Source organism: Actinomadura sp. NPDC047616 (assembly GCF_040642915.1).
Lineage (GTDB): Bacteria > Actinomycetota > Actinomycetes > Streptosporangiales > Streptosporangiaceae > Spirillospora > Spirillospora miaoliensis.
This window is the reverse complement of record NZ_JBEYTB010000010.1, coordinates 37,970-55,257: the sequence shown is the minus strand read 5'-3', so window position 1 is coordinate 55,257 and position 17,288 is coordinate 37,970. Positions and strand designations below refer to the sequence as shown.

21 protein-coding genes are annotated in these 17,288 nt (G+C 73.6%); 13 read left to right on the top strand and 8 right to left on the bottom strand.

Features of this window, described 5'->3' with window-relative positions:
- Positions 1 to 23: 23 nt before the first annotated feature.
- Positions 24 to 1,373, top strand: a complete 1,350-nt coding sequence (locus tag ABZ801_RS23745) for a cytochrome P450 (RefSeq protein ID WP_360701342.1) — start codon at positions 24 to 26, stop codon at positions 1,371 to 1,373.
- Positions 1,374 to 1,445: 72 nt separating this feature from the next.
- Here the strand turns inward: ABZ801_RS23745 and ABZ801_RS23740 are convergent, their stop codons facing one another.
- The 3 genes from ABZ801_RS23740 to ABZ801_RS23730 all read right to left on the bottom strand — a co-directional run bounded on the left by ABZ801_RS23740 (position 1,446) and on the right by ABZ801_RS23730 (position 4,031).
- Positions 1,446 to 1,988 carry an EF-hand domain-containing protein gene (locus ABZ801_RS23740; RefSeq protein ID WP_344952298.1) on the bottom strand — a complete coding sequence of 181 codons (543 nt, stop codon included), beginning with the start codon at positions 1,986 to 1,988 and terminating at the stop codon, positions 1,446 to 1,448.
- Between the two features lie 63 nt (positions 1,989 to 2,051).
- Positions 2,052 to 2,876, bottom strand: a complete 825-nt coding sequence (locus ABZ801_RS23735) for a methyltransferase domain-containing protein (RefSeq protein WP_360701338.1) — start codon at positions 2,874 to 2,876, stop codon at positions 2,052 to 2,054.
- A gap of 9 nt (positions 2,877 to 2,885) precedes the next feature.
- The gene (locus ABZ801_RS23730; RefSeq protein ID WP_360701336.1) at positions 2,886 to 4,031 is read right to left on the bottom strand and encodes a nucleotide disphospho-sugar-binding domain-containing protein; all 1,146 of its coding nucleotides are present in this window, start codon (positions 4,029 to 4,031) and stop codon (positions 2,886 to 2,888) included.
- A 142-nt stretch (positions 4,032 to 4,173) separates the two neighbouring features.
- Here ABZ801_RS23730 and ABZ801_RS23725 point away from each other — a divergent pair, with 142 nt between their 5' ends.
- On the top strand, positions 4,174 to 4,692 hold the full coding sequence (locus tag ABZ801_RS23725) for a pyridoxamine 5'-phosphate oxidase family protein (protein WP_360701333.1): 519 nt from the start codon (positions 4,174 to 4,176) through the stop codon (positions 4,690 to 4,692).
- 71 nt (positions 4,693 to 4,763) lie between these two features.
- On the opposite strand, the gene ABZ801_RS23720 is transcribed toward ABZ801_RS23725, so the two are convergent.
- A complete protein-coding gene (locus tag ABZ801_RS23720) occupies positions 4,764 to 5,618 on the bottom strand; it encodes a methyltransferase domain-containing protein (RefSeq protein WP_360701330.1) in 855 nt (284 codons plus the stop codon).
- Positions 5,619 to 5,824: 206 nt separating this feature from the next.
- On the opposite strand from ABZ801_RS23720, the gene ABZ801_RS23715 reads away from it, so the two are divergent.
- From ABZ801_RS23715 to ABZ801_RS23690, 6 genes are all read left to right on the top strand, one after another.
- A complete protein-coding gene (locus ABZ801_RS23715; RefSeq protein ID WP_360701327.1) occupies positions 5,825 to 6,499 on the top strand; it encodes a DUF1275 family protein in 675 nt (224 codons plus the stop codon).
- A 95-nt stretch (positions 6,500 to 6,594) separates the two neighbouring features.
- Entirely contained in the window at positions 6,595 to 7,800 is a 1,206-nt protein-coding gene (locus tag ABZ801_RS23710) for a cytochrome P450 (protein WP_360701324.1), read from the top strand.
- A 71-nt stretch (positions 7,801 to 7,871) separates the two neighbouring features.
- Positions 7,872 to 8,711, top strand: coding sequence for a rhomboid family intramembrane serine protease (locus tag ABZ801_RS23705; RefSeq protein WP_360701321.1), 840 nt, complete (start codon positions 7,872 to 7,874; stop codon positions 8,709 to 8,711).
- A 142-nt stretch (positions 8,712 to 8,853) separates the two neighbouring features.
- A complete protein-coding gene (locus tag ABZ801_RS23700; RefSeq protein ID WP_360701318.1) occupies positions 8,854 to 9,225 on the top strand; it encodes a helix-turn-helix domain-containing protein in 372 nt (123 codons plus the stop codon).
- Positions 9,215 to 9,595 carry an STAS domain-containing protein gene (locus ABZ801_RS23695; protein ID WP_360701315.1) on the top strand — a complete coding sequence of 127 codons (381 nt, stop codon included), beginning with the start codon at positions 9,215 to 9,217 and terminating at the stop codon, positions 9,593 to 9,595. The genes ABZ801_RS23700 and ABZ801_RS23695 overlap by 11 nt, the downstream gene beginning before the upstream one ends.
- 158 nt (positions 9,596 to 9,753) lie before the next feature.
- Positions 9,754 to 10,674 carry a universal stress protein gene (locus ABZ801_RS23690; RefSeq protein ID WP_360701313.1) on the top strand — a complete coding sequence of 307 codons (921 nt, stop codon included), beginning with the start codon at positions 9,754 to 9,756 and terminating at the stop codon, positions 10,672 to 10,674.
- Between the two features lie 45 nt (positions 10,675 to 10,719).
- Here ABZ801_RS23690 and ABZ801_RS23685 read toward each other — a convergent pair whose 3' ends face one another.
- Both ABZ801_RS23685 and ABZ801_RS23680 read right to left on the bottom strand, forming a co-directional pair.
- Positions 10,720 to 11,415, bottom strand: a complete 696-nt coding sequence (locus tag ABZ801_RS23685; RefSeq protein ID WP_360701310.1) for a response regulator transcription factor — start codon at positions 11,413 to 11,415, stop codon at positions 10,720 to 10,722.
- A complete protein-coding gene (locus ABZ801_RS23680; protein ID WP_360701307.1) occupies positions 11,412 to 12,428 on the bottom strand; it encodes a sensor histidine kinase in 1,017 nt (338 codons plus the stop codon). Before ABZ801_RS23680 ends, ABZ801_RS23685 begins: the two co-directional genes overlap by 4 nt.
- A 400-nt stretch (positions 12,429 to 12,828) precedes the next feature.
- Here ABZ801_RS23680 and ABZ801_RS23675 point away from each other — a divergent pair, with 400 nt between their 5' ends.
- The 3 genes from ABZ801_RS23675 (at position 12,829) to ABZ801_RS23665 (ending at position 14,374) form a co-directional block, all read left to right on the top strand.
- Positions 12,829 to 13,221: a TraR/DksA C4-type zinc finger protein gene (locus tag ABZ801_RS23675; protein WP_360701304.1), complete on the top strand. Its 393-nt coding sequence runs from the start codon at positions 12,829 to 12,831 to the stop codon at positions 13,219 to 13,221.
- Between the two features lie 70 nt (positions 13,222 to 13,291).
- The gene (locus tag ABZ801_RS23670; RefSeq protein ID WP_360701301.1) at positions 13,292 to 13,909 is read left to right on the top strand and encodes a TrkA C-terminal domain-containing protein; all 618 of its coding nucleotides are present in this window, start codon (positions 13,292 to 13,294) and stop codon (positions 13,907 to 13,909) included.
- A gap of 18 nt (positions 13,910 to 13,927) precedes the next feature.
- Entirely contained in the window at positions 13,928 to 14,374 is a 447-nt protein-coding gene (locus ABZ801_RS23665) for a hypothetical protein (protein WP_344952328.1), read from the top strand.
- Positions 14,375 to 14,518: 144 nt separating this feature from the next.
- Here the strand turns inward: ABZ801_RS23665 and ABZ801_RS23660 are convergent, their stop codons facing one another.
- Both ABZ801_RS23660 and ABZ801_RS23655 read right to left on the bottom strand, forming a co-directional pair.
- Positions 14,519 to 15,364, bottom strand: coding sequence for a uroporphyrinogen-III synthase (locus ABZ801_RS23660; RefSeq protein ID WP_360701298.1), 846 nt, complete (start codon positions 15,362 to 15,364; stop codon positions 14,519 to 14,521).
- Between the two features lie 14 nt (positions 15,365 to 15,378).
- On the bottom strand, positions 15,379 to 15,738 hold the full coding sequence (locus ABZ801_RS23655) for a TraR/DksA C4-type zinc finger protein (RefSeq protein WP_344952332.1): 360 nt from the start codon (positions 15,736 to 15,738) through the stop codon (positions 15,379 to 15,381).
- Between the two features lie 282 nt (positions 15,739 to 16,020).
- Between ABZ801_RS23655 and ABZ801_RS23650 the strand changes: the two genes are divergently transcribed.
- Positions 16,021 to 16,218: a DUF5999 family protein gene (locus ABZ801_RS23650; RefSeq protein WP_360701295.1), complete on the top strand. Its 198-nt coding sequence runs from the start codon at positions 16,021 to 16,023 to the stop codon at positions 16,216 to 16,218.
- Positions 16,219 to 16,320: 102 nt separating this feature from the next.
- Positions 16,321 to 17,229 carry an FAD:protein FMN transferase gene (locus tag ABZ801_RS23645; RefSeq protein WP_360701292.1) on the top strand — a complete coding sequence of 303 codons (909 nt, stop codon included), beginning with the start codon at positions 16,321 to 16,323 and terminating at the stop codon, positions 17,227 to 17,229.
- Positions 17,230 to 17,288: the final 59 nt, after the last annotated feature.

Below are 17,288 nucleotides of genomic sequence, written 5' to 3'. Positions count from 1 at the left end.
ATCGAGTGGGAGGACGCCGCCCCATGACCACCACGCTTCGTTCGCCCGCCACGGCCCCGGGAGCACGGCCGCTGCTCGGCCATGCCCTCGAGATGAAGCGCCGGCCGGGAGACCTGCTGCTGTCGCTGCAACGCACCGGCGAACCGGTCTGCGCGCTGCGGCTCGGCCGGCGCCGCGTGTACGTCGTCAACGACCCCGGGCTGATCCGCCGGGTGCAGCGCGAACCGGACGTGTTCGCCCGGGGCGGGCCCGTCACCGAGCGGTTCCGCCGGATGTTCGGCAACGGCCTGGGCACCTCCGAGGGCGAGTTCCACCGCAGGCAGCGCGCGCTGATCCAGCCCGCGTTCCACCACACCGGCATCGTCCGCCACGCCGCCGGCATGAGCGCCCTCGCCGCGGCGGCCGCCGCGTCCTGGCACGACGGGCAGCGCCTCGCGGTGGAACGGGAGATGGACGACCTGGCGCTCGCCAACGTCACGCAGGCGATCTTCGCGGCGGACACGCCGCTGGACCGGCGCCTGTTCATGGCCGCCACCACCGTCGTCCTCGGCGGGCTGTTCCGGCGGGTCACCGGCGGCACCGGCCCGGCGGCCCGCCTGCCGACCCCGGCCGAGCACCGCTACCGCCGCGCCGAGAAGCACCTGCGCCGCACCATCGAGCGGGTGATCGCCGACTACCGGGCCGACGGCGCCGACCGCGGCGACCTGCTGTCGATGATGATGCTGGCCCGCGACGACGACGGCACGCCCGCCATGACCGACCGGCAGCTGCACGACGAGGTCATGACGTTCTTCATCGGCGGCAGCAACACCGTCAGCAACACCCTGGCGTGGACCTTCCACGAAGTGTCCGTCCACCCCGGCGTCGAGGAGCGCCTGCACGCGGAGGTGGACGCGGTGCTGGACGGACGGCCCGCCGGATACGACGACGTCCGCGCGCTCGCCTACACCCGGCGCGTGCTGACCGAGACGCTCCGCGTGCGCACCCAGGGCCTGTTCCTCAGCAAGGTCACCGCGCGCGACGCCGAGCTGGGTGGCTACCTGATCCCCGCGGGCAGCCCCGTCCTCTACAGCTTCCACGCGCTCAACCACAACCCGGACATCCACCCCGACCCCGAGAGCTTCCTCCCCGACCGGTGGCTGCCCGCACGCGTCCGCGACCTGCCGCGCGGCGCGTTCATGCCGTTCGGCGTCGGCCCGCACGCGTGCATCGGCGACCAGTTCGCCTGGACCGAGATGATCATCACGCTGGCCACGATCGCCGCCCGCTGGCGCCTGGCCGCCGTCCCCGGGCACACCCCGCGCCCCCGGCCGGCCATCACCATGCCGGTGGACTCCCTCCCCATGATCGCCCACCGCCGCTCCGCCCGCTGACCCCGGCACCGCGAACGGCCGCCCTCGGCGTGGCGCATTCGAGGGCGGCCGTTCGCGTACGCGGGCCCGTGCTCAGAAGTCGCCGGCTATCAGGTTGCCCGGCGCCTCGGGGTCGTCGCTCAGGTAGAACTGCCGCGCGGCCTCCACGTACTCGTCGTAGGAGACGCGGCCGTCGCCGTCGGTGTCCAGCAACGCGAACACGGTGCGGGTCTCCTCCGCGCTCATGCCCGACTTGCTCTGCGCGGCCATCATCTCCTCGACGGTGATCCGGCCGTCGCCGTCCCCGTCGGCCGCGGCGAACACCGCCATGCTGAACGGGATGGCCGACCGCTCCACGAAGGCGGCGAAGCCCGGGCTGTCCATGGCCGCCACCCACTCGTCCCTGCTGACGCGGTCGGCGTCACCGCCGTCGGTGTTCTCCCGGATGCCCCGCCACAGCCCGTGCGCCCGGCCGTGGATGGACCGCCAGTGCGCCGAGGACGGGGCGACGCCGTAGGTGTCGCACCAGATCTGCGCCATCGCCGTGATGTCCAGTTCGTCGATCACGCCGTCCCGGTCGGTGTCGAAGGACGCGAAGACCTTTTCCAGCTTCCGGCGCCGGAGATCGGCTGACATCCTGCCTCCTGAATCTTTGACGTGACTGTCTTTCCGCCCGGCGTTTCCGCGCGCGCGGACGGGTCAGGACCCGGGCTTGCGACATGTGACGATCACGTATCCCAACCGCCTGCGGCAGATGCCGTAGGACGTGCGCAGGTCGGCCGCGAACGCCTCCATCCGCTCCCGGCCGTACAGGGCGGTGAGCGCGTCCCGCTGGCGGGCCAGCTTGTCCAGGACCAGGTCGTAGTACCGCCTGACCCGGTCGCCGCAGTGCAGCGTCTCCACGACCGTGAACCCCGCCTCCTCGGCCGGCGCGGTGACCCGGTCGGGGATGGGCGGGTCGAACAGCGCGTATCGCTTGAGCACCGCCAGTTCCTCCTCGCTCGTCCCGGGGTCCCTGGGGTACTCGGAGTAGACGCAGCGCCCGCCCGGCCGCAGCACCCGGAACATCTCGGCCGTCCACCGCCGCTTGTCCTCGGCGTTCGGCAGCGAGTCGAACGCCAGCACCCGGTCGAACGAGCCGTCGGGGAACGGCAGCGCGGCGGCGTCGGCGAGCCGTACCGACACCTGCCCGCGCAGCCCCGCGGCGATGATCCGGCGGTCCGCCTCGGCGACCTGCCACCCGCTCACCGTCACACCGACCACGGTCACCTCGTTGCGCTGGGCGATCCGGACGGCGGGCTCGGCCACGCCGCAGCCCACGTCGAGCAGCCGGTGCCCGGGCCGCAGCGCCAGCCGTTCCTCCATCATCGACGTGAGCCGGTGCAGCGCGCCCAGGAGCGGCGTGTCGTCGTCCTCCCCGGTCCAGTAGCCGACGTGCAGGTTTCCGCCGACGAGCTCGACGAAGTCGCCGATGTCGTCGTAGTACTCCCCGACCCGCGCGGCGACGGGGTCGTTGCGCCCCATGCGACCTCCTCATCGTGTGGCGGCGTACGCGACGCCGGTGAGCCGCAGCGCCATCTCCGCGGGGGAGGGCAGCGCGGCCATCTCCGCCTGGACCTGCCGCACCGTCGTGCGCAGCTCCTCGTCGGACAGCAGCGCGTCGATGGCGCCGGCGTCCAGCTCCTCGGGGCGCAGCACGCGCGCCGTGCCACGGGCCCGGTGCAGCGCGGCCTCGATCTGCCGGTCGGGGGTGGGCGGCAGGGCCAGCTGCGGCACGCCCAGCGCGCAGCACGTCAGCATGGTGCCGCCGCTGCCCAGGTGGATGGCCGCCCGGCAGGTCCGCAGCAGCGCGGCGAACGGCACCCACCCGGTCGTGCGCACGTTGGGCGGCAGGTCCGGGGGCCCTTCCGGATGCTCGTGGCCGAGCGTCACCACGAACTCGGCGTCGACGTCGGGCGCCGCGGCGATGACCCGCTCGACCGGACGGGACCACTCGGTGTCCGGCAGCAGCGACCCGGCCGTTACCAGGACGCGCGGGCGCTCCGGCGGTACGAGCAGCAGGTCGCCGAGCGTGCCGCCGCCGGTGTAGGGCACGTAGCGCATGGCCAGGTCCGACGGCGGGCCCTCGGCGATGCCCGGCGGCGCCACGTCGATCGTCGGGATGCCGTCGGGCGGCTCCACGCCGTGCCGGCGGAACGCCTCCACCGCCGGGTCCGCCCGCAGGATCTCGGGAGCGAACCGTGTCGCGCTGAGCCCGTGCGCGACGGCCGGGACGTCCAGCAGGGCCGCGGCGAGCGGTCCGGCGCCGCAGAACGGCTCGTAGACCACCAGGTCGGGGTGGGCGCGCCTGGCGAGCGCGACGTAGTGGTCGACGTAGGCGTCCCAGGCCGCGACGATGAACGGCTTGCGCCGGTCCATCGCCGCGACCATCGCCTCGACGGACTCGCCCTCGATCGGCGCGAACAGCTCCGGGAAGTCGCGGGCGAACCCGGCGAGCAGCTCGGCGCTCGTCACGCCGGGCAGGGCGTCCAGCACGGGCAGCCCCGCCCGCGCCACGCCCCGCCCGTCGCCTCCGGTGAGGAACACCACGTCGTGCCCGGCGGCGCGGAAGGCCCACGCCAGCGGCACCATCGGATAGGCGTGCCCGATCGCCGGGGCCGCCACGAACAGCACACGCATGCGACCTCCGAGCAGGTTCGGCGAAGTTGCTACATGAAAACATAGTTATCAGCCCAGGCTCAGGCAATACCGCGTCGTAGTTGAGGATCAGGATTCATATTCATATAGTTACCTTGGGTTGTGGCGTACTACGCTGGTCGGCATGACCTCAGCCAGCGCCGCGACCTTCAGCACCGAGGTCCCGTTCGCCGACCTCCACGACGACTTCCTGCGCCTGACGACCGAGATCGGGTGGTGCTCCGTCGCCACCGTCGATGGGAAGGGCCGCCCCCGCACCCGCATCCTGCACGTCTCGTGGGAGACCGGCGACGGTGCGCCGGTCGGGTGGGTCAGCACCTCCAGGTCTCCTGTCAAGACCGCTCACCTGGCGCGCAACCCGTACGTGTCCTGCGGTTACTGGACTCCCGCGCACGACGCCGTGTTCGCCGACTGCCGGGCCCGCTGGGCCGAGGACGACGCGAGCCGGCGCCATGCCTGGACCCTGGTCGCGGCCGAGGCGCGCGAGCGCGGCTTCGACCCGTACGCGGTCTGGCGGGACGGCGCCCACGACCCCGACTTCAACGTGCTGCGCCTCGACCCCTGGCGGATTCAGATCACCCTGGCCGACCTCGCCCGCGGCGAGACCGTCGCGTCCTCGCGCGTCTGGCACGCGCCCGCCTGAGACCGCGAGACGCCCCGGGGACGGCGCGGGCCGAAGCGCCCGCGGCCCGCGCCGTCCGGCCCTCGGCCCGGTCAGGTGTCCGGGCTCCGCTCCGCGAGGTCGCCCTCCCGCCTGCGGGCCACGATGATCACGTAGCCGGTCCTGGCCTGCACGACCTCCAGGATGCGGGGCGTGCCGGTCAGGAAGTGGTCGATGTTCTCGCAGCCGTAGGCGTCCACCAGCGCCTGCCGCTGGTCCTTCATCCGCTGGACGTAGGCGGGGTAGGTCGGCCTGATCCGGTCGGTGATGTCGGCGAACTCCTCCAGCCTGAAGCCGGTGCGGCGGACCATGTCGATCATGGCGGTGCCGGAGTGCGGCAGGGTGAGCGTGAAGTCCCGCAGCGCCCGCCTGTCCTCGTCGGACAGCGGGACGTCCACCACCAGGTCGGTCAGCACCAGGTGGCCGCCGGGACGCAGCACGCGCGCCATCTCCAGCAGCCAGCGTTCGCGGTCGTCGGCGTGCACCAGCGACTCGAAGGACAGCACCGCGTCGAAGGACGCGTCCGGATAGGGGAGCGCGGCGGCGTCGCCCAGGTCGATGCGCACCTGCCCGCGCAGACCGGCCTGGTGGACCCGGCGTATCGCCTCGTCCCGGTGCGCCCGGCTGTTGGTGATGCCGGTGACCCGGACGTCGGCCCGGTGCGCGACGCGGATCGCCGGTACCCCGCAGCCGCAGCCGACGTCCAGCAGGTGCTGTCCGGGACGCAGGTCGAGCCTGCCGGTCACGATCTCGGTGTTCCGGTTGATCGCCTCCAGGAACGGCGTCCGGTCGTGCTCGTCCCACCAGTAGCCGACGTGGAAGCTGCCGCCGACCAGTTCGACGCCCCAGAACGTCTGGTCGTAGATCTCCGCGACCTCGTCGGCGGCGGACACCTCGCCTGCGGACATCCGCTCCTCCTTTGCCGCCGTGAAACGATGACTATAGAATTCTAAAGTTAACTCCGGAGTGTGTCCAGGCGACCACCGTCCGGACCTCCTGAGTCCTCCGGGCGCCCGGCCGGAGCGCCGGCGCGCGTGACCACGGCGCGGGAACGGGGACGACCAGGGCTGGGCGCGGCCGGCGGCGAGCCGGCAGGTGAGGCTTCGGGGGCGACGTGACGACAACCGCTGCAAGCGCAACCACGAGAGGGGCGGCGCTGGCCGCGCCGGCGCTGGCGGCCTGTGCGGGCGCGGTGAACCTGCTGGCGTTCGCCGGGCTCGGCGGCGCGTTCGCCGGGATCGTGACCGGCAACCTCGTCATCGCCGGACTGGGCGTCGGGACGGCGGACCTCGGCAGGATCGGCGCCGTCACCGAGGCCGTCGCCGGGTTCGCCGCCGGGCTGTTCGCGTGGTCGCGCCTGTGGCGGCGCCGGCCCGACGCGGTGCTCGGGCCGCTGGTGGCCGAACTGGCCGTGCTCGCCGCCCTGGCCGCCGGCTGGTTCGCGGCGGCCGGGCGCCCGGGGCCCGTCCTGGGGCCGTTCCTGCTGGTCCTCGCGTCCATGGCGATGGGTGGCCAGAGCGTCATCGCGCTCAGGCTGCACGCCGCGACGACCTACATGACCGGGGCCCTCACCGGAGCGCTGCACGACCTGGCCGCCGGGCGGCCCGGCGGCCGCGTCGCCGCGCTGGGCCAGATCGGCGCGCTGGTGGCGGGTGCGATCGTCGCGGCGGCACTGCTGTCGGCCGCTAGGCCCGCCGCCGCGCTCCTGCCGATCGGCCTGGTGGCCGTGGCCATCGGCGTCCGCCTGCCGGCCGACCGTGGAGGAGGGGCTAAACGCGGGGAGAAATGACCAGTTCTCTGACATATTGTCAGGCCTTGCAGGGAAACGTATGGTGAATACATGTGTTGCCGGGAGGGCTCACTTCGGCGAGTGAGGAGTTCGTCATGACCACGACGGAGACCAGGACCTTCCCGTTCAGCGAACCCGAGCGGCTCGACATGGAGCCGTTGTTCGCCGAACTGCGCCGCGACCAGCCGCTGTCCAGGGTGCGGCTGCCCTACGGCGAGCCGGCCTGGCTGGCCACCCGCTATGAGGACGTCAAGCTCGTCCTCAGCGACCCGCGGTTCAGCCGCGCCGCCGCCGCGTCCCGCGACGAGCCGCGCACCCGCGGCTACCGGGGCCCGTCCGGCAGCATCATGAGCGTGGACCCGCCCGAGCACAGCAGGCTGCGCAGGCTGGTCACCAAGGCGTTCACCGTCCGGCGCGTGGAGCTGCTGCGGCCGCGCGCCGAGCAGATCGCCGGCGAGCTGGTCGACCGGATGATCGCCAGGGGCGCCCCGGCCGAGCTGGTCGAGGACTTCGCGCTGCCGCTGCCGATCACCGTGATCTGCGAGCTGCTCGGCGTCCCCGTCGAGGACCGGGCCCGCTTCCGGATCTGGTCGGACGCGTTCCTGTCCACCACCCGGTTCACGCCCGAGCAGGTGGCCGAGCACGTGGCGCGGCTGCGCGAGTACATGGCCGGGCTGATCGCCGAGCGCCGTCGGGAGCCGAGGGACGACCTGCTCAGCGCGCTCGTCGTGGCCCGCGACCAGGAGGACCGGCTGTCGGAGGACGAGATGCTGGCGCTGGCCGAGGGCATCCTCGTCGCCGGTCACGAGACGACGGCCTCGCAGATCCCCAACTTCGTCTACGTGCTGCTCACCCACCCCGAGCAGCTGGCGACGCTGCGCGCGGACCTCGGCCTGGTTCCGCGCGCGGTCGAGGAGCTGATGCGCTACGTGCCCCTCGGGCTCGCCGGTGGCGGCGCCCGGTACGCGCTCGAAGACGTGGAACTGGGCGGCGTGACCGTTCGGGCGGGCGAACCCGTGGTGGTCGCCCTGCCCTCGGCCAACCGGGACGAGACCGTCTACAGCGATCCGGACCGGCTCGACCTGCGGCGCCAGGAGGCGCCCCACGTCGGTTTCGGGCACGGACCGCACCACTGCCTCGGCGCGCCGCTGGCCCGGATGGAGCTGCAGGTCGCCCTGCGCACGCTGCTGGAGCGCCTGCCGGGCCTGCGCTTCGCCGGGTCCGAGCAGGACATCGTGTGGAAGGCCGGCATGGCGACGCGGGCTCCCGAACGGTTCCCGGTCACCTGGGACGCGCCGTAACCTCCTCCGCGCGACCCGTGGGGGTGGCCCCCGCCGGTGTGACCAGCGGGTGTCACGGGCACCAAGAGCCTGTGGTCATCCCGATCCATGACGTCAACCCCGTGCGCCGGGCACCGCTGGTCACGACCGCGCTGGTGCTGGTCAACGTGGTGGTCTTCCTGCTGACCCCCGGCGCCGCGGCCACCCCGGCGGGCGAGGCGGGGCCGGGCGCCGTGTGCGGTCAGGCGGCCTTCTACGACCGGTACGCGGCGATCCCCCGGGAGCTGGTCGGCAACCGGCCGCTGCCGCGGGTGGCGACCGGCCGGGTCGTGGAGACCGCCGGCGGCCGGCCTGCCTGCGCGACGGACCGCCCCCCGTACGCGAAGATCCCGGCCCTGTCGGTGCTGTACGCGATGTTCCTGCACGGAAGCTGGCTGCACCTGCTCGGCAACATGCTGTACCTGTGGATCTTCGGCAACAACATCGAGGACCGTCTGGGCAGGCTGGGGTACCTGCTGCTCTACCTGGTGTCCGGGTACGCCGCCGCGTACGGCTTCGCGCTGGCCGCGCCCGAGTCGACCACGCCGCTGATCGGCGCCTCGGGAGCGATCGCCGGGGTGCTGGGCGCGTACCTGGTGGCCTTCCCCCGCGCCCGGGTGTGGAGCCTGGTCCCCTTCCTGTTCTTCATCCCGCTCGTGCTGCCCGCCTGGGCGGTGCTCGGGCTGTGGTTCCTGCTCCAGTGGTTCTACTCCCTGGGGTACACCGTCCCCGGCACCGGATCGGTCGCCTACCTGGCGCACGTCATCGGCTTCGTGACGGGCGTGTTGGTCATGCTGCTCGCACGAGCCGTCGGTCCCGGCCCGGCGTCCCCCGGCCGCTATCCGCCGGACGGCCGTCCCGCCGGCGTCGGACGGCCGCCGCGCGGACGCTGACGTGCATGGAAGACCAATGTCACCCAGGGTTCCCCGCGGTGGCGTGACCCGGCGGTCAGAGGCTACCCTTAGGGCGCAGTTCATTACATGAAATTCGCTTCGTTCAACATCCGCAGACCCGCTGACGGCCAGAGGTGATCACGTGGGCGCCACCGACGCGCTCGGCGGCAAGAGCTGGACCTTCCTGACCAACCATGCCCGCGTGCTGATCCATGTCGCACGCAATCCGCAGGCCCGTATCCGCGACATCGCGGGAGGCATCGGCATCACCGAACGCGCCACCCAGTTGATCATCAACGACCTGGAAGAGGCCGGCTACCTGACCCGTGCCCGGGTGGGCCGCCGCAACACCTACACGATCAACCCGGACCGGCCCTTCCGCCATCCGGCCGAGGGCGACCAGCACATCAACGCGCTCATCACCCTGTTCGCCGGTCATGATGAGACGTTCACCGGTCATGATGCCCCCTCCCGCTCCCCGGCACGAGAACAGGCGACCCCTGATGAGCACTGACCCCGCCCTCACCATCGAGGTCACCGAGCAGGCCGGCTACTCCCTGGTCGTGCCCGCCGGATCCATCGACTTCCACACCCACCCGGCGATGAACGAGCACCTCGGCCGGGCGATCGACATGACCAGCCTGGCGGTGATCGTGGACATGACCGGTGTGGAGTTCTGCGACTCCAGCGGCCTCAACGTCTTCGCCCGCGCCCGCCGCCGCGCCGACGCCCGCGGCGTCACCGTGGTCATCGTCGGCATGCCCAGCCGCGTCGAGCGGGTCTTCTCCCTCACCGGCCTCGACCAGGCCTTCTACCACCAGCCCGATCTCCGGACCGCCCTGCACTGGCTGGAGACCGGCACCAGCGAGCCCAGCGCCTCCTGAACCCGGCCGAACCCGCGGCGGGGCGGTGGCCCCGCCCGGCGAGGCACGGCGCCCCGGGGCGGGGCCGAAGGTCCCCGGCCTCGGGGACCCCCGGCCTCTACCTGGGCGGATCCAGCCCGGCGAGGCTGGAGACGAGCCCGCCGCAAGGGAGGTGGCCCATGAGCGAGGACGGCGGTGGCCGCCCCGTACTGGTCGGATACGACGGATCGCCGGCCGCCGAGGTCGCGTTGCGCTGGGGAGTGGAGGAGGCCCGGCTCCGCGGCCGCCCCGTCACCGTCTGCCACGCCTGGCACTGGCCCTACCCGCTGCGTCAGCCGGACGAGGAGACCCTGGAGATCCTGCGCGGCGCGGGCGCGATCGTGGCCGACGAGGGCGTGCGCAAGGCCCATGCCCTCCTGACGGGCGAAGGGGTGCGCAGGGCACTCGCCTTCGGCGGGGACGTCGAGGTCCGCTGGTGCCTGGAGCGGGGCTGGGCCGCGGCGGTGCTGCTGCAGGCGTCCCGCAACGCCGAGCTGGTCGTGCTCGGCCTGCGAGGCCACGGCGGGTTCGAGGGGCTCACGGTGGGGTCCACGGCGGTGCAGGTCGCCTCCCGCGCCGACCGTCCGGTCGTCGTCGTGGGGGCGGACACGCCGCCCGCCCGCTGGGAGAGCGCCCGGATCGTCGTCGGGGTGGACGGCTCACCGGCCAGCGAGGCGGCCCTCGGGTTCGCCTTCGCGGAGGCGGCGCTGCGCGACGCGTCCCTGCTGGCCGTGTGCAGCTGGTGGGACCCCGCCGCGCTGCCCGGGCCGGACCGGGCTCCCTTCGTCGAACCCGACAGGCTGAGGCACGAGGCGATCGTGCGGTTCGACCAGGCCGTCACCCCGTGGCGGGCCGAGTACCCCAAGGTGCCGGTCGAGAGCAGGTTCGTCGTCGAGAGGCCGCGGCACGCCCTGCTCAACGCCGCCGACGGCGCGACGCTGCTGGTGGTCGGCGACCGCGGGATCGGGTCGACGCCCCAGACGCTTCTGGGCCCGGTCACCCAGACCGTGCTGCAGCAGGCGCTGTGCCCCGTGGCGGTCGTGCCCGCGCCGATCGGGTGACACCACCGACCGGGCGACACCTGCGGGCCGTTCCCGGGCGGCGGGTCAGGGTTCGATGAGGCCGGTGCGGATGGCGTAGCGCACCAGTTCCAGGCGGTCCTTCATGCCGAGCTTGGCCAGGATGTTCGCGCGGTGCCGCTCGACGGTCTTGACGCTGATGACCAGGGTGTCGGCGATCTCCTTGGAGGAGTGGCCCTCGGCGACCAGCTTGAGGATCTCCTCCTCGCGCGGGGACAGCACGGTGTCCGGCGCCTGCCCGGCGCCGGCCTGGTCGAGGTAGGTGCGGATCAGGGTGCTGATCGCCCCGGGATACAGGAACGGCTCGCCGCGCATCGCCGCCCGGCAGGCGGCGATCAGGTCGCGGTCGGCCAGGGACTTGAGCACGTACCCGGCGGCGCCGGCCTTGAGCGCCTCGAACAGATACTGCTCGTTGTCGTGCATGGTGAGGATGAGGATCCGCAGATCGGGCCGGCGGCGCGACAGTTCCCGCGCGGCCTGCAGGCCGGTCATCCGCGGCATCGCCACGTCCAGGATGGCCAGGTCCGCCTCGACCCGCTGCCCTGCGGTGCCCTGCAGCAGCGCGATGGCCTCGGCGCCGTCCCCGGCCTCGGCGACGACCTGGAGGTCCGGTTCGCCGTCGAGGATGAGCCGGACGCCGCGGCGCACCAGGGCGTGGTCGTCGGCCAGCAGGATGCGGGTCTTCGCGGCGGAGTGCGCGGGCGGATTCGGGCTGGCGGTCATGGGATGTCCTCGCCGGGATCTCGGTTGCCGGGGTGGTCCTGACCGGTGGTGGGGCCGGTGGGCACGTACAGGGTGAGGCGGGTGCCGCCCTCGGAGCGGGTGTGCAGGTTGAGGGTGCCGCCGACCAGCAGGGCGCGTTCGCGCATGCCCCGGATCCCGGCGCCTTCGGGGGCGCCGTCGATCCCCCTGCCGTTGTCGTCGACGCGCAGCAGCACACCACCGTCGCCGGGAACGTTGGCGGGCGTCAGGCTGAGCTCGACACGCGTGGCGCCCGAATGGCGGGCGGCGTTCGTCAGGGCCTCCTGGGCGATCCGGTACAGCACCAGTTCGATCTGCGGGCCGAGGGGCGGCAGGTCCGGGTGCAGACTTCGGCGCACGCGCAGGGTGGTGTGGGTGTCGAACTGGGCGACCAGCGCGGTCAGCGCGCTGGCCAGGCCCAGGTCCTCCAGCACGTCGGGCCGCAGCCTGCGGGCGACGCGGCGCACCTCGTCCAGGCTGTGCCGGGTGGTCTCCTGGGCGTGGCGCAGTTCCTCGCGCAGCGGCTCGGGGGCCCGGTCGGTGAGCCGCTTGAGGTCCAGCAGCAGGGCGGTCAGGCTCTGGCCGATCTCGTCGTGCAGCTCCCGGGCGATGCGGCGGCGTTCGTTCTCCTGCGCCGACAGGGCGCGGGCGCTGCTGGTCCCGCGTTCGGTCTCCAGGCGCTGCAGCATCTGGTTGAAGGTGTCGATCAGCGTGGCGATCTCGCGGCTGCCGGTGACCGGCAGCCGCTGGCCGGGACGCAGCAGGTCGACGGTGGTCATCAGGCGGGCCAGCCGGTCCAGGGGCGCCAGCCCCCAGCGCAGCAGGACGGCGTTGGCGACCAGCATCGACGCCAGCCCGGCCAGCAGCACCAGCGCCTCGGTCAGCCGGATGGGCACCGACACCGTCCACGGCCCGACCATCAACAGGACGGTGGCGAACGCCCCCACCAGCGCGTTGAGCCAGAACACCCGCCAGAACAGCCGCACTGACCGCACGTCCCCCTCGTCGCCTGCCCGGCCGGGCCGGCCCACAAGCCGTTCGTGTCCCATCCTCGCGCGTTCCCTGCCTCGTCCCACGGCGGACACGTCTGCGAGAAGCCTCGCGTGCACGATGCGAGCGCTGATTCCACGGTAGGCGCCCCGGCCCGGTGCCGATCCGCGCGCCCAACGCTCCCGCCGGTCCATCCTGCCGCCCGCGGCCCCGGAGGGGCGATCCGGGGCGGCACCCATGCCCCCGGCCGTCACCCATGCCCGGTGACCTGCGAATACAGGACCCCCACGCGGCGAATGGGTGGTGCCCCCGATGGCGGTCGGCACGGCAGTCACCCATGGTGGAGGAGAAACCGAGGGACCGACCACCGCGGGCACCCTGACGGGGGCCGAAGGGAGCTGTTGCATGACTGTGAGCGGTGCCGCGCGCGGCACGGCCGGCGGCTCGTCCCCGGCGCGTCCCGTGCCGGCCGGTCGTGGGCCGGACGAGGCGGCCGCCCGGCAGGCCCGCGAGCGGCTGGAGCGGCAGCGTCGCACCCGGACGGCGCAACTGGTGATCATCGAGCACGAGACCGAGACGCGCGGCGACCGGGCGGCGCTGGAGCCGGCGCTGGCCCGGTGCGCCACGCTGCGGCAGGCCCTGCGGGACATCGAGGCCGCCCTGGCCCGCGTGGACGCGGGCACCTACGGGCTCTGCGAAGACTGCGGTGAACCGATCAGCCAGGCCCGCCTGGAGATCCTTCCCCATGCCCGCCGCTGCGTGCTGTGCCAGCAACGGCGGCACCAGACCGGGCCCTGAGCCGGCGCCGGTCCCGCCTCCCCGGTGCCCGCCCGGCGCCGGTTCCTGTACGCCCGCCGAGGTGCCGTGCATGGACCGCGCCACCATCCGCGGCCTGGCCCGCGTCCGCCCGGCCCCCGCCGCGCGGACGGCGGTCGCGCCGCGGACCCGCCGACCGGGCCGACGGTTTCACGAAGAGAAGGGCTTGTCGATGCTGCTGGACAGGATGGTCCTGCCCAAGGTCGGGTTCCTCTACGTGTTCACCACCGCCGACGGCCAGCGCGCCGGTGTGGTGGCGCACCGCGACGGCCGCCGCGACCTGGTGCTCTATGACCCGCACGACCCCGAGCGGGTGCGGTGCACGGTGGTGCTGACCGGCGCCGAACCGCGCACGGTCGCCGAACTGCTGGGGCTGCCGGTCGTCATCGACCACGTGCCCCACCTGAACCGCGCCCTGGCCGGGGCGCGGGCGGACGGGCTGCGGGCGGTGCGCATTCCGGTGCCGGCCGTCTCGCCCTATGACGGCCGGACGCTCGGCGACACCCGCGCCCACACCCGGACGGGTGCGTCCATCGTCGCCGTCATCCGCGACGGCCGCACGATCACCTCACCGCCCTCCGGCTTCCGCCTCGCCCACGGCGACGCGGTCGTGGCCGTGGGGGACGCGGCCGCGACCGCCGCACTGCGCAAGCTGCTGGCCCACGGTTGATCACAACGGAGTGAACCGATGACCCGAGACCTGACGAACTGCGACCTGATGAACCGTGATCTCCTCGGCCAGGTGACGTTACCGCTCACCGGCTGGACCGCGCGTGTCCACCAGCACGACGGGCGGCCGTCCCGCCTGGTGGTGGATCCGGGCGGCGGCTCGCCCCTGACCTACTCGCTGCTCCCGCCGGCCGGGCGCGGACAGCCGCTGCTCGGCGCCCACCTGGTCCGGCTGGCCCGTCCGTTCGGCCCGTCGGCGATCGGCGCGGTCACCCTGGCCTACGGGGTGATCTACGACGATCCGGTGGAGCCGGCCTTCCTGCGGCACCGGCCATGGCGTCCCGCCCGGGTCCACAAGGTCCGCACGACGACCCTGGCCGACTGCGTCTGGCTGGCCGAACAGGCCGGAAGCTTCGACGAGGTCCGGGTCACCGTCTCCGGAAGCACCGCCGTCCGGATCCTGTGAACCTCCACCGGGCTGTGAGCCCGGGAGGCTGCCGGGCCCGGGTGGCTCCAAACGAACCCGTGTTTGCGCGGTGTACTTACGGGTTCGCCCCGGGCCCGGCAGCGTTCAGGATCCCCTCCAGGAGGCGACAGGGGGGATCCGGCTCTATGCGGGGAAGGGAGCGCCGCGCGGCGAGGGGATGTGCCCGGCCGAGGCCGCGTATCCGGCCAGCGCCGCGACCAGCTCGCCGGCCGAGGGCCGCCGGGCGATCGCGTGGACGCGCAGCCCGTGCTCGCGCGCCGTCTCGGCGGTCTGCCGCCCGATCGCCGCGATCACCGTCGACGGCGGCGGCGCCGCGGCGAGCGCGAGCAGGTTGCGCACCGTCGACGACGACGTGAACGCCACCGCGTCGAACCGGCCGTCCGCGATCGCCGTCACCACGTCGGCGGGCGGCGCGGCGGCCGCCACCGTGCGGTAGGCGACGACCGCGTCGCACTGCCAGCCCCGCTCGGACAGGCCCACCGCCAGGGTGTCGCGGGCGATGTCGGAGTGCGGCAGCAGCACCCGCCCCGGCGCGTCCGGCGCGCGTCGCAGCGCCTCGCAGGCCAGCAGCCCTTCGGCGGACTGCTCGCCGCCGGGGACGAGGTCGACCCGCACGCCCAGCCGCACCAGTTCCGCCGCCGTACGGTCGCCGACCGCGGCCACCTTCGCGGTGTTCAGCGCCCGCCCGTCCAGGCCGTGAGCGGCAAGCCGCCGCCCGACCGCTAGCACGGAGTTGACGGACGTGAACACCACCCAGGCGTAGGCGCCCTCCCGCAACCGCGTGAGCGCGCGATCCAGCGACGCCACGCACCGCGGCGGTTCCACCGCGATCATCGCCACCTCCCAGGGAACCGCCCCGTACCGGCGCAGGCACCGTGACAGTTCACCGGCCTGGTGGGCGGCGCGCGGCACCAGCACGTGCCAGCCGTCCAACCGGCCGCATGGCGGCGCTCCGGACACCTGCTGCATCGCTCGCCTCCGCCTCAGCGGGCGCCGCGGTCGCCGCGGCCCTGGCAACGCACGCAGAACCGCACGTACGGCAGGATCTCCAGCCGCCCGGCCGGGATCGCCTGCGCGCAGCCCTCGCACTTGCCGTAGGTGCCCTCCTGCAGCCGCCGCAGCGCACCGTCGATCTCCACCAGGCTCTGCCGCAGGTTCTCCAGGCGGGTGTAGTCGGACGCCTCCACCTGCTCCAGCGGAGACCGCTCGACCGCCTGCTCCAGCACGGCCAGCTGTGAGGCGCGCGTGCGCCGCTCCTCCTCCAGGCGCTGCCGGACCTCCCGCGTCGCCGCGTCGTTCAGCGCATGCGTACCGGAAGCACTGTCCCCCACGTTCGTGGTCATCCGACGTCGTCCCTTTCCCGCAGAAAAGCAAGGGGCCATCCCGTGATGGCCTGGCATCCACCATGCGTCATCGGCGTTCGCCGGACCATCGGGCCTGACACCCATTTCCACCGGGAACACCCTGTAGAGCGGCACCTCGTGGTGGGGGACGGCCGGCGGCCGACCCTCGGTCCCCCGGGGGGATGGGTAGCGACATGGGGGTTTACCCCCGTTCCCCGTGGCGGTGCCCGGGACATGCTCTTTAGGTAGCCACCGCACCCTGCGTGCACCGAGGGGCTCGAAATGTGCCAGCACCAGCCACCCTGCCCACCCGCGACCGCCCCGGACCACCACACGGCCCGCCTCGTCGCCTACCACCCCGAACAGGGGTGGGGCCTGCTCTGCAACGGAGTTCTGATCTTCGACGACGGCGGTGAGCTGACGCCCGACGGCCGGGTGCGACCCGCCGACCGGGCCGCCGACGTCGTGCCCGTGGGCTGAGACCGGGCCCGGCGGCACCGGGCCCGCGTGTCGGTACGCGCCGCTCCCGCGTGGGCGCTTCAGCGCCGCGTGGGCCGCGCGTCCGAGACCCGAGGAGACACTGTGAACCCGTTGAACCAGCAGGAACGATCGCAGCCCGGAGACACCGGCGCGCCCGCGCCGGTGTCGCAGAGCTTTCCGCTCTGGGGCGCGACGGCGACGGTGACGGTGACCGAGCCGGACCGCCTCGGCATCGCCCGCGAGGCCGTCGACCGCGTGATCGCCGACATCGACGCCGCCTGCGACGCCTACCGCGGCGACTGCGACCTGGCGCGGGTCCACGCGGCGGCCGGCCGGCCGGTCCAGGTCGGCGCCACGTTCCACGCGCTGCTGTGGACGGCCCTGCACGCGGCCGAGGTGACCGGGGGCCGGGCCGATCCGCTCGTCCGCGCCCCCAGGGGCGCCTGGCGCTCGATCGTGATCGACGAGCCGCCGGGGTCGGTGCGGCTGCCCGCGGGGGCGACCCTCGACCTGTGGCCCACGGCCAAGCCCTTCGCCGTCGACCGGGCCGCCGAGCTCGCCGCCGGCGAGGCGCGGTGCGGAGTTCTCTTCTCGCTCGACCAGAAGGTCTCGGTGGCGGGGCCGCCCCCCGCCGGGGGCTGGCGGATCCGGATCACCGAAGATCCCCGCGAGGCACGGCGCGGCGACGACCCGCTCGGCCGGGACATCCTGCTGCGGGCGCCGTGCGGGCTGGCCACCTGCGGTCTGTCGGCCCTGGAGCGTCCGGCGTCCGGCGGAGTCGCGCGCCTCGTCGACCGCCTGGCGGGCAGGCAGCCGCGCGGGCCGTGGCGCACGGTCTCGGTCACGGCCGACAGCTGTGTCGACGCCGGCACGGCCTGCACCGCCGCCCTCGCCTACGGGCATGAGGCCGCCGATTGGCTGCAGTCCATGGGGCTGGGGGCGCGGCTGGTGCACGAGGACGGCTGGGTCCTGACGGTCGGGAACTGGCCCGCCGCCCCTTCCCCGGCGTAGGCCCCGCGCAGATTCCGAGTAGATCAATCGCACGTAGGCCCCCGCGCAGGCCCCCGGTG

Bases quoted from the DNA above. Each gene is read 5' to 3' on its own strand.
- ABZ801_RS23745 (WP_360701342.1), top strand. From the start codon at position 24: ATGACCACCACGCTTCGTTCGCCCGCCACGGCCCCGGGAGCACGGCCG.
- ABZ801_RS23740 (WP_344952298.1), bottom strand. From the start codon at position 1,988: ATGTCAGCCGATCTCCGGCGCCGGAAGCTGGAAAAGGTCTTCGCGTCC.
- ABZ801_RS23735 (WP_360701338.1), bottom strand. From the start codon at position 2,876: ATGGGGCGCAACGACCCCGTCGCCGCGCGGGTCGGGGAGTACTACGAC.
- ABZ801_RS23730 (WP_360701336.1), bottom strand. From the start codon at position 4,031: ATGCGTGTGCTGTTCGTGGCGGCCCCGGCGATCGGGCACGCCTATCCG.
- ABZ801_RS23725 (WP_360701333.1), top strand. From the start codon at position 4,174: ATGACCTCAGCCAGCGCCGCGACCTTCAGCACCGAGGTCCCGTTCGCC.
- ABZ801_RS23720 (WP_360701330.1), bottom strand. From the start codon at position 5,618: ATGTCCGCAGGCGAGGTGTCCGCCGCCGACGAGGTCGCGGAGATCTAC.
- ABZ801_RS23710 (WP_360701324.1), top strand. From the start codon at position 6,595: ATGACCACGACGGAGACCAGGACCTTCCCGTTCAGCGAACCCGAGCGG.
- ABZ801_RS23695 (WP_360701315.1), top strand. From the start codon at position 9,215: ATGAGCACTGACCCCGCCCTCACCATCGAGGTCACCGAGCAGGCCGGC.
- ABZ801_RS23690 (WP_360701313.1), top strand. From the start codon at position 9,754: ATGAGCGAGGACGGCGGTGGCCGCCCCGTACTGGTCGGATACGACGGA.
- ABZ801_RS23685 (WP_360701310.1), bottom strand. From the start codon at position 11,415: ATGACCGCCAGCCCGAATCCGCCCGCGCACTCCGCCGCGAAGACCCGC.
- ABZ801_RS23675 (WP_360701304.1), top strand. From the start codon at position 12,829: ATGACTGTGAGCGGTGCCGCGCGCGGCACGGCCGGCGGCTCGTCCCCG.
- ABZ801_RS23670 (WP_360701301.1), top strand. From the start codon at position 13,292: ATGGACCGCGCCACCATCCGCGGCCTGGCCCGCGTCCGCCCGGCCCCC.
- ABZ801_RS23665 (WP_344952328.1), top strand. From the start codon at position 13,928: ATGACCCGAGACCTGACGAACTGCGACCTGATGAACCGTGATCTCCTC.
- ABZ801_RS23660 (WP_360701298.1), bottom strand. From the start codon at position 15,364: ATGCAGCAGGTGTCCGGAGCGCCGCCATGCGGCCGGTTGGACGGCTGG.
- ABZ801_RS23655 (WP_344952332.1), bottom strand. From the start codon at position 15,738: ATGACCACGAACGTGGGGGACAGTGCTTCCGGTACGCATGCGCTGAAC.
- ABZ801_RS23650 (WP_360701295.1), top strand. From the start codon at position 16,021: ATGTGCCAGCACCAGCCACCCTGCCCACCCGCGACCGCCCCGGACCAC.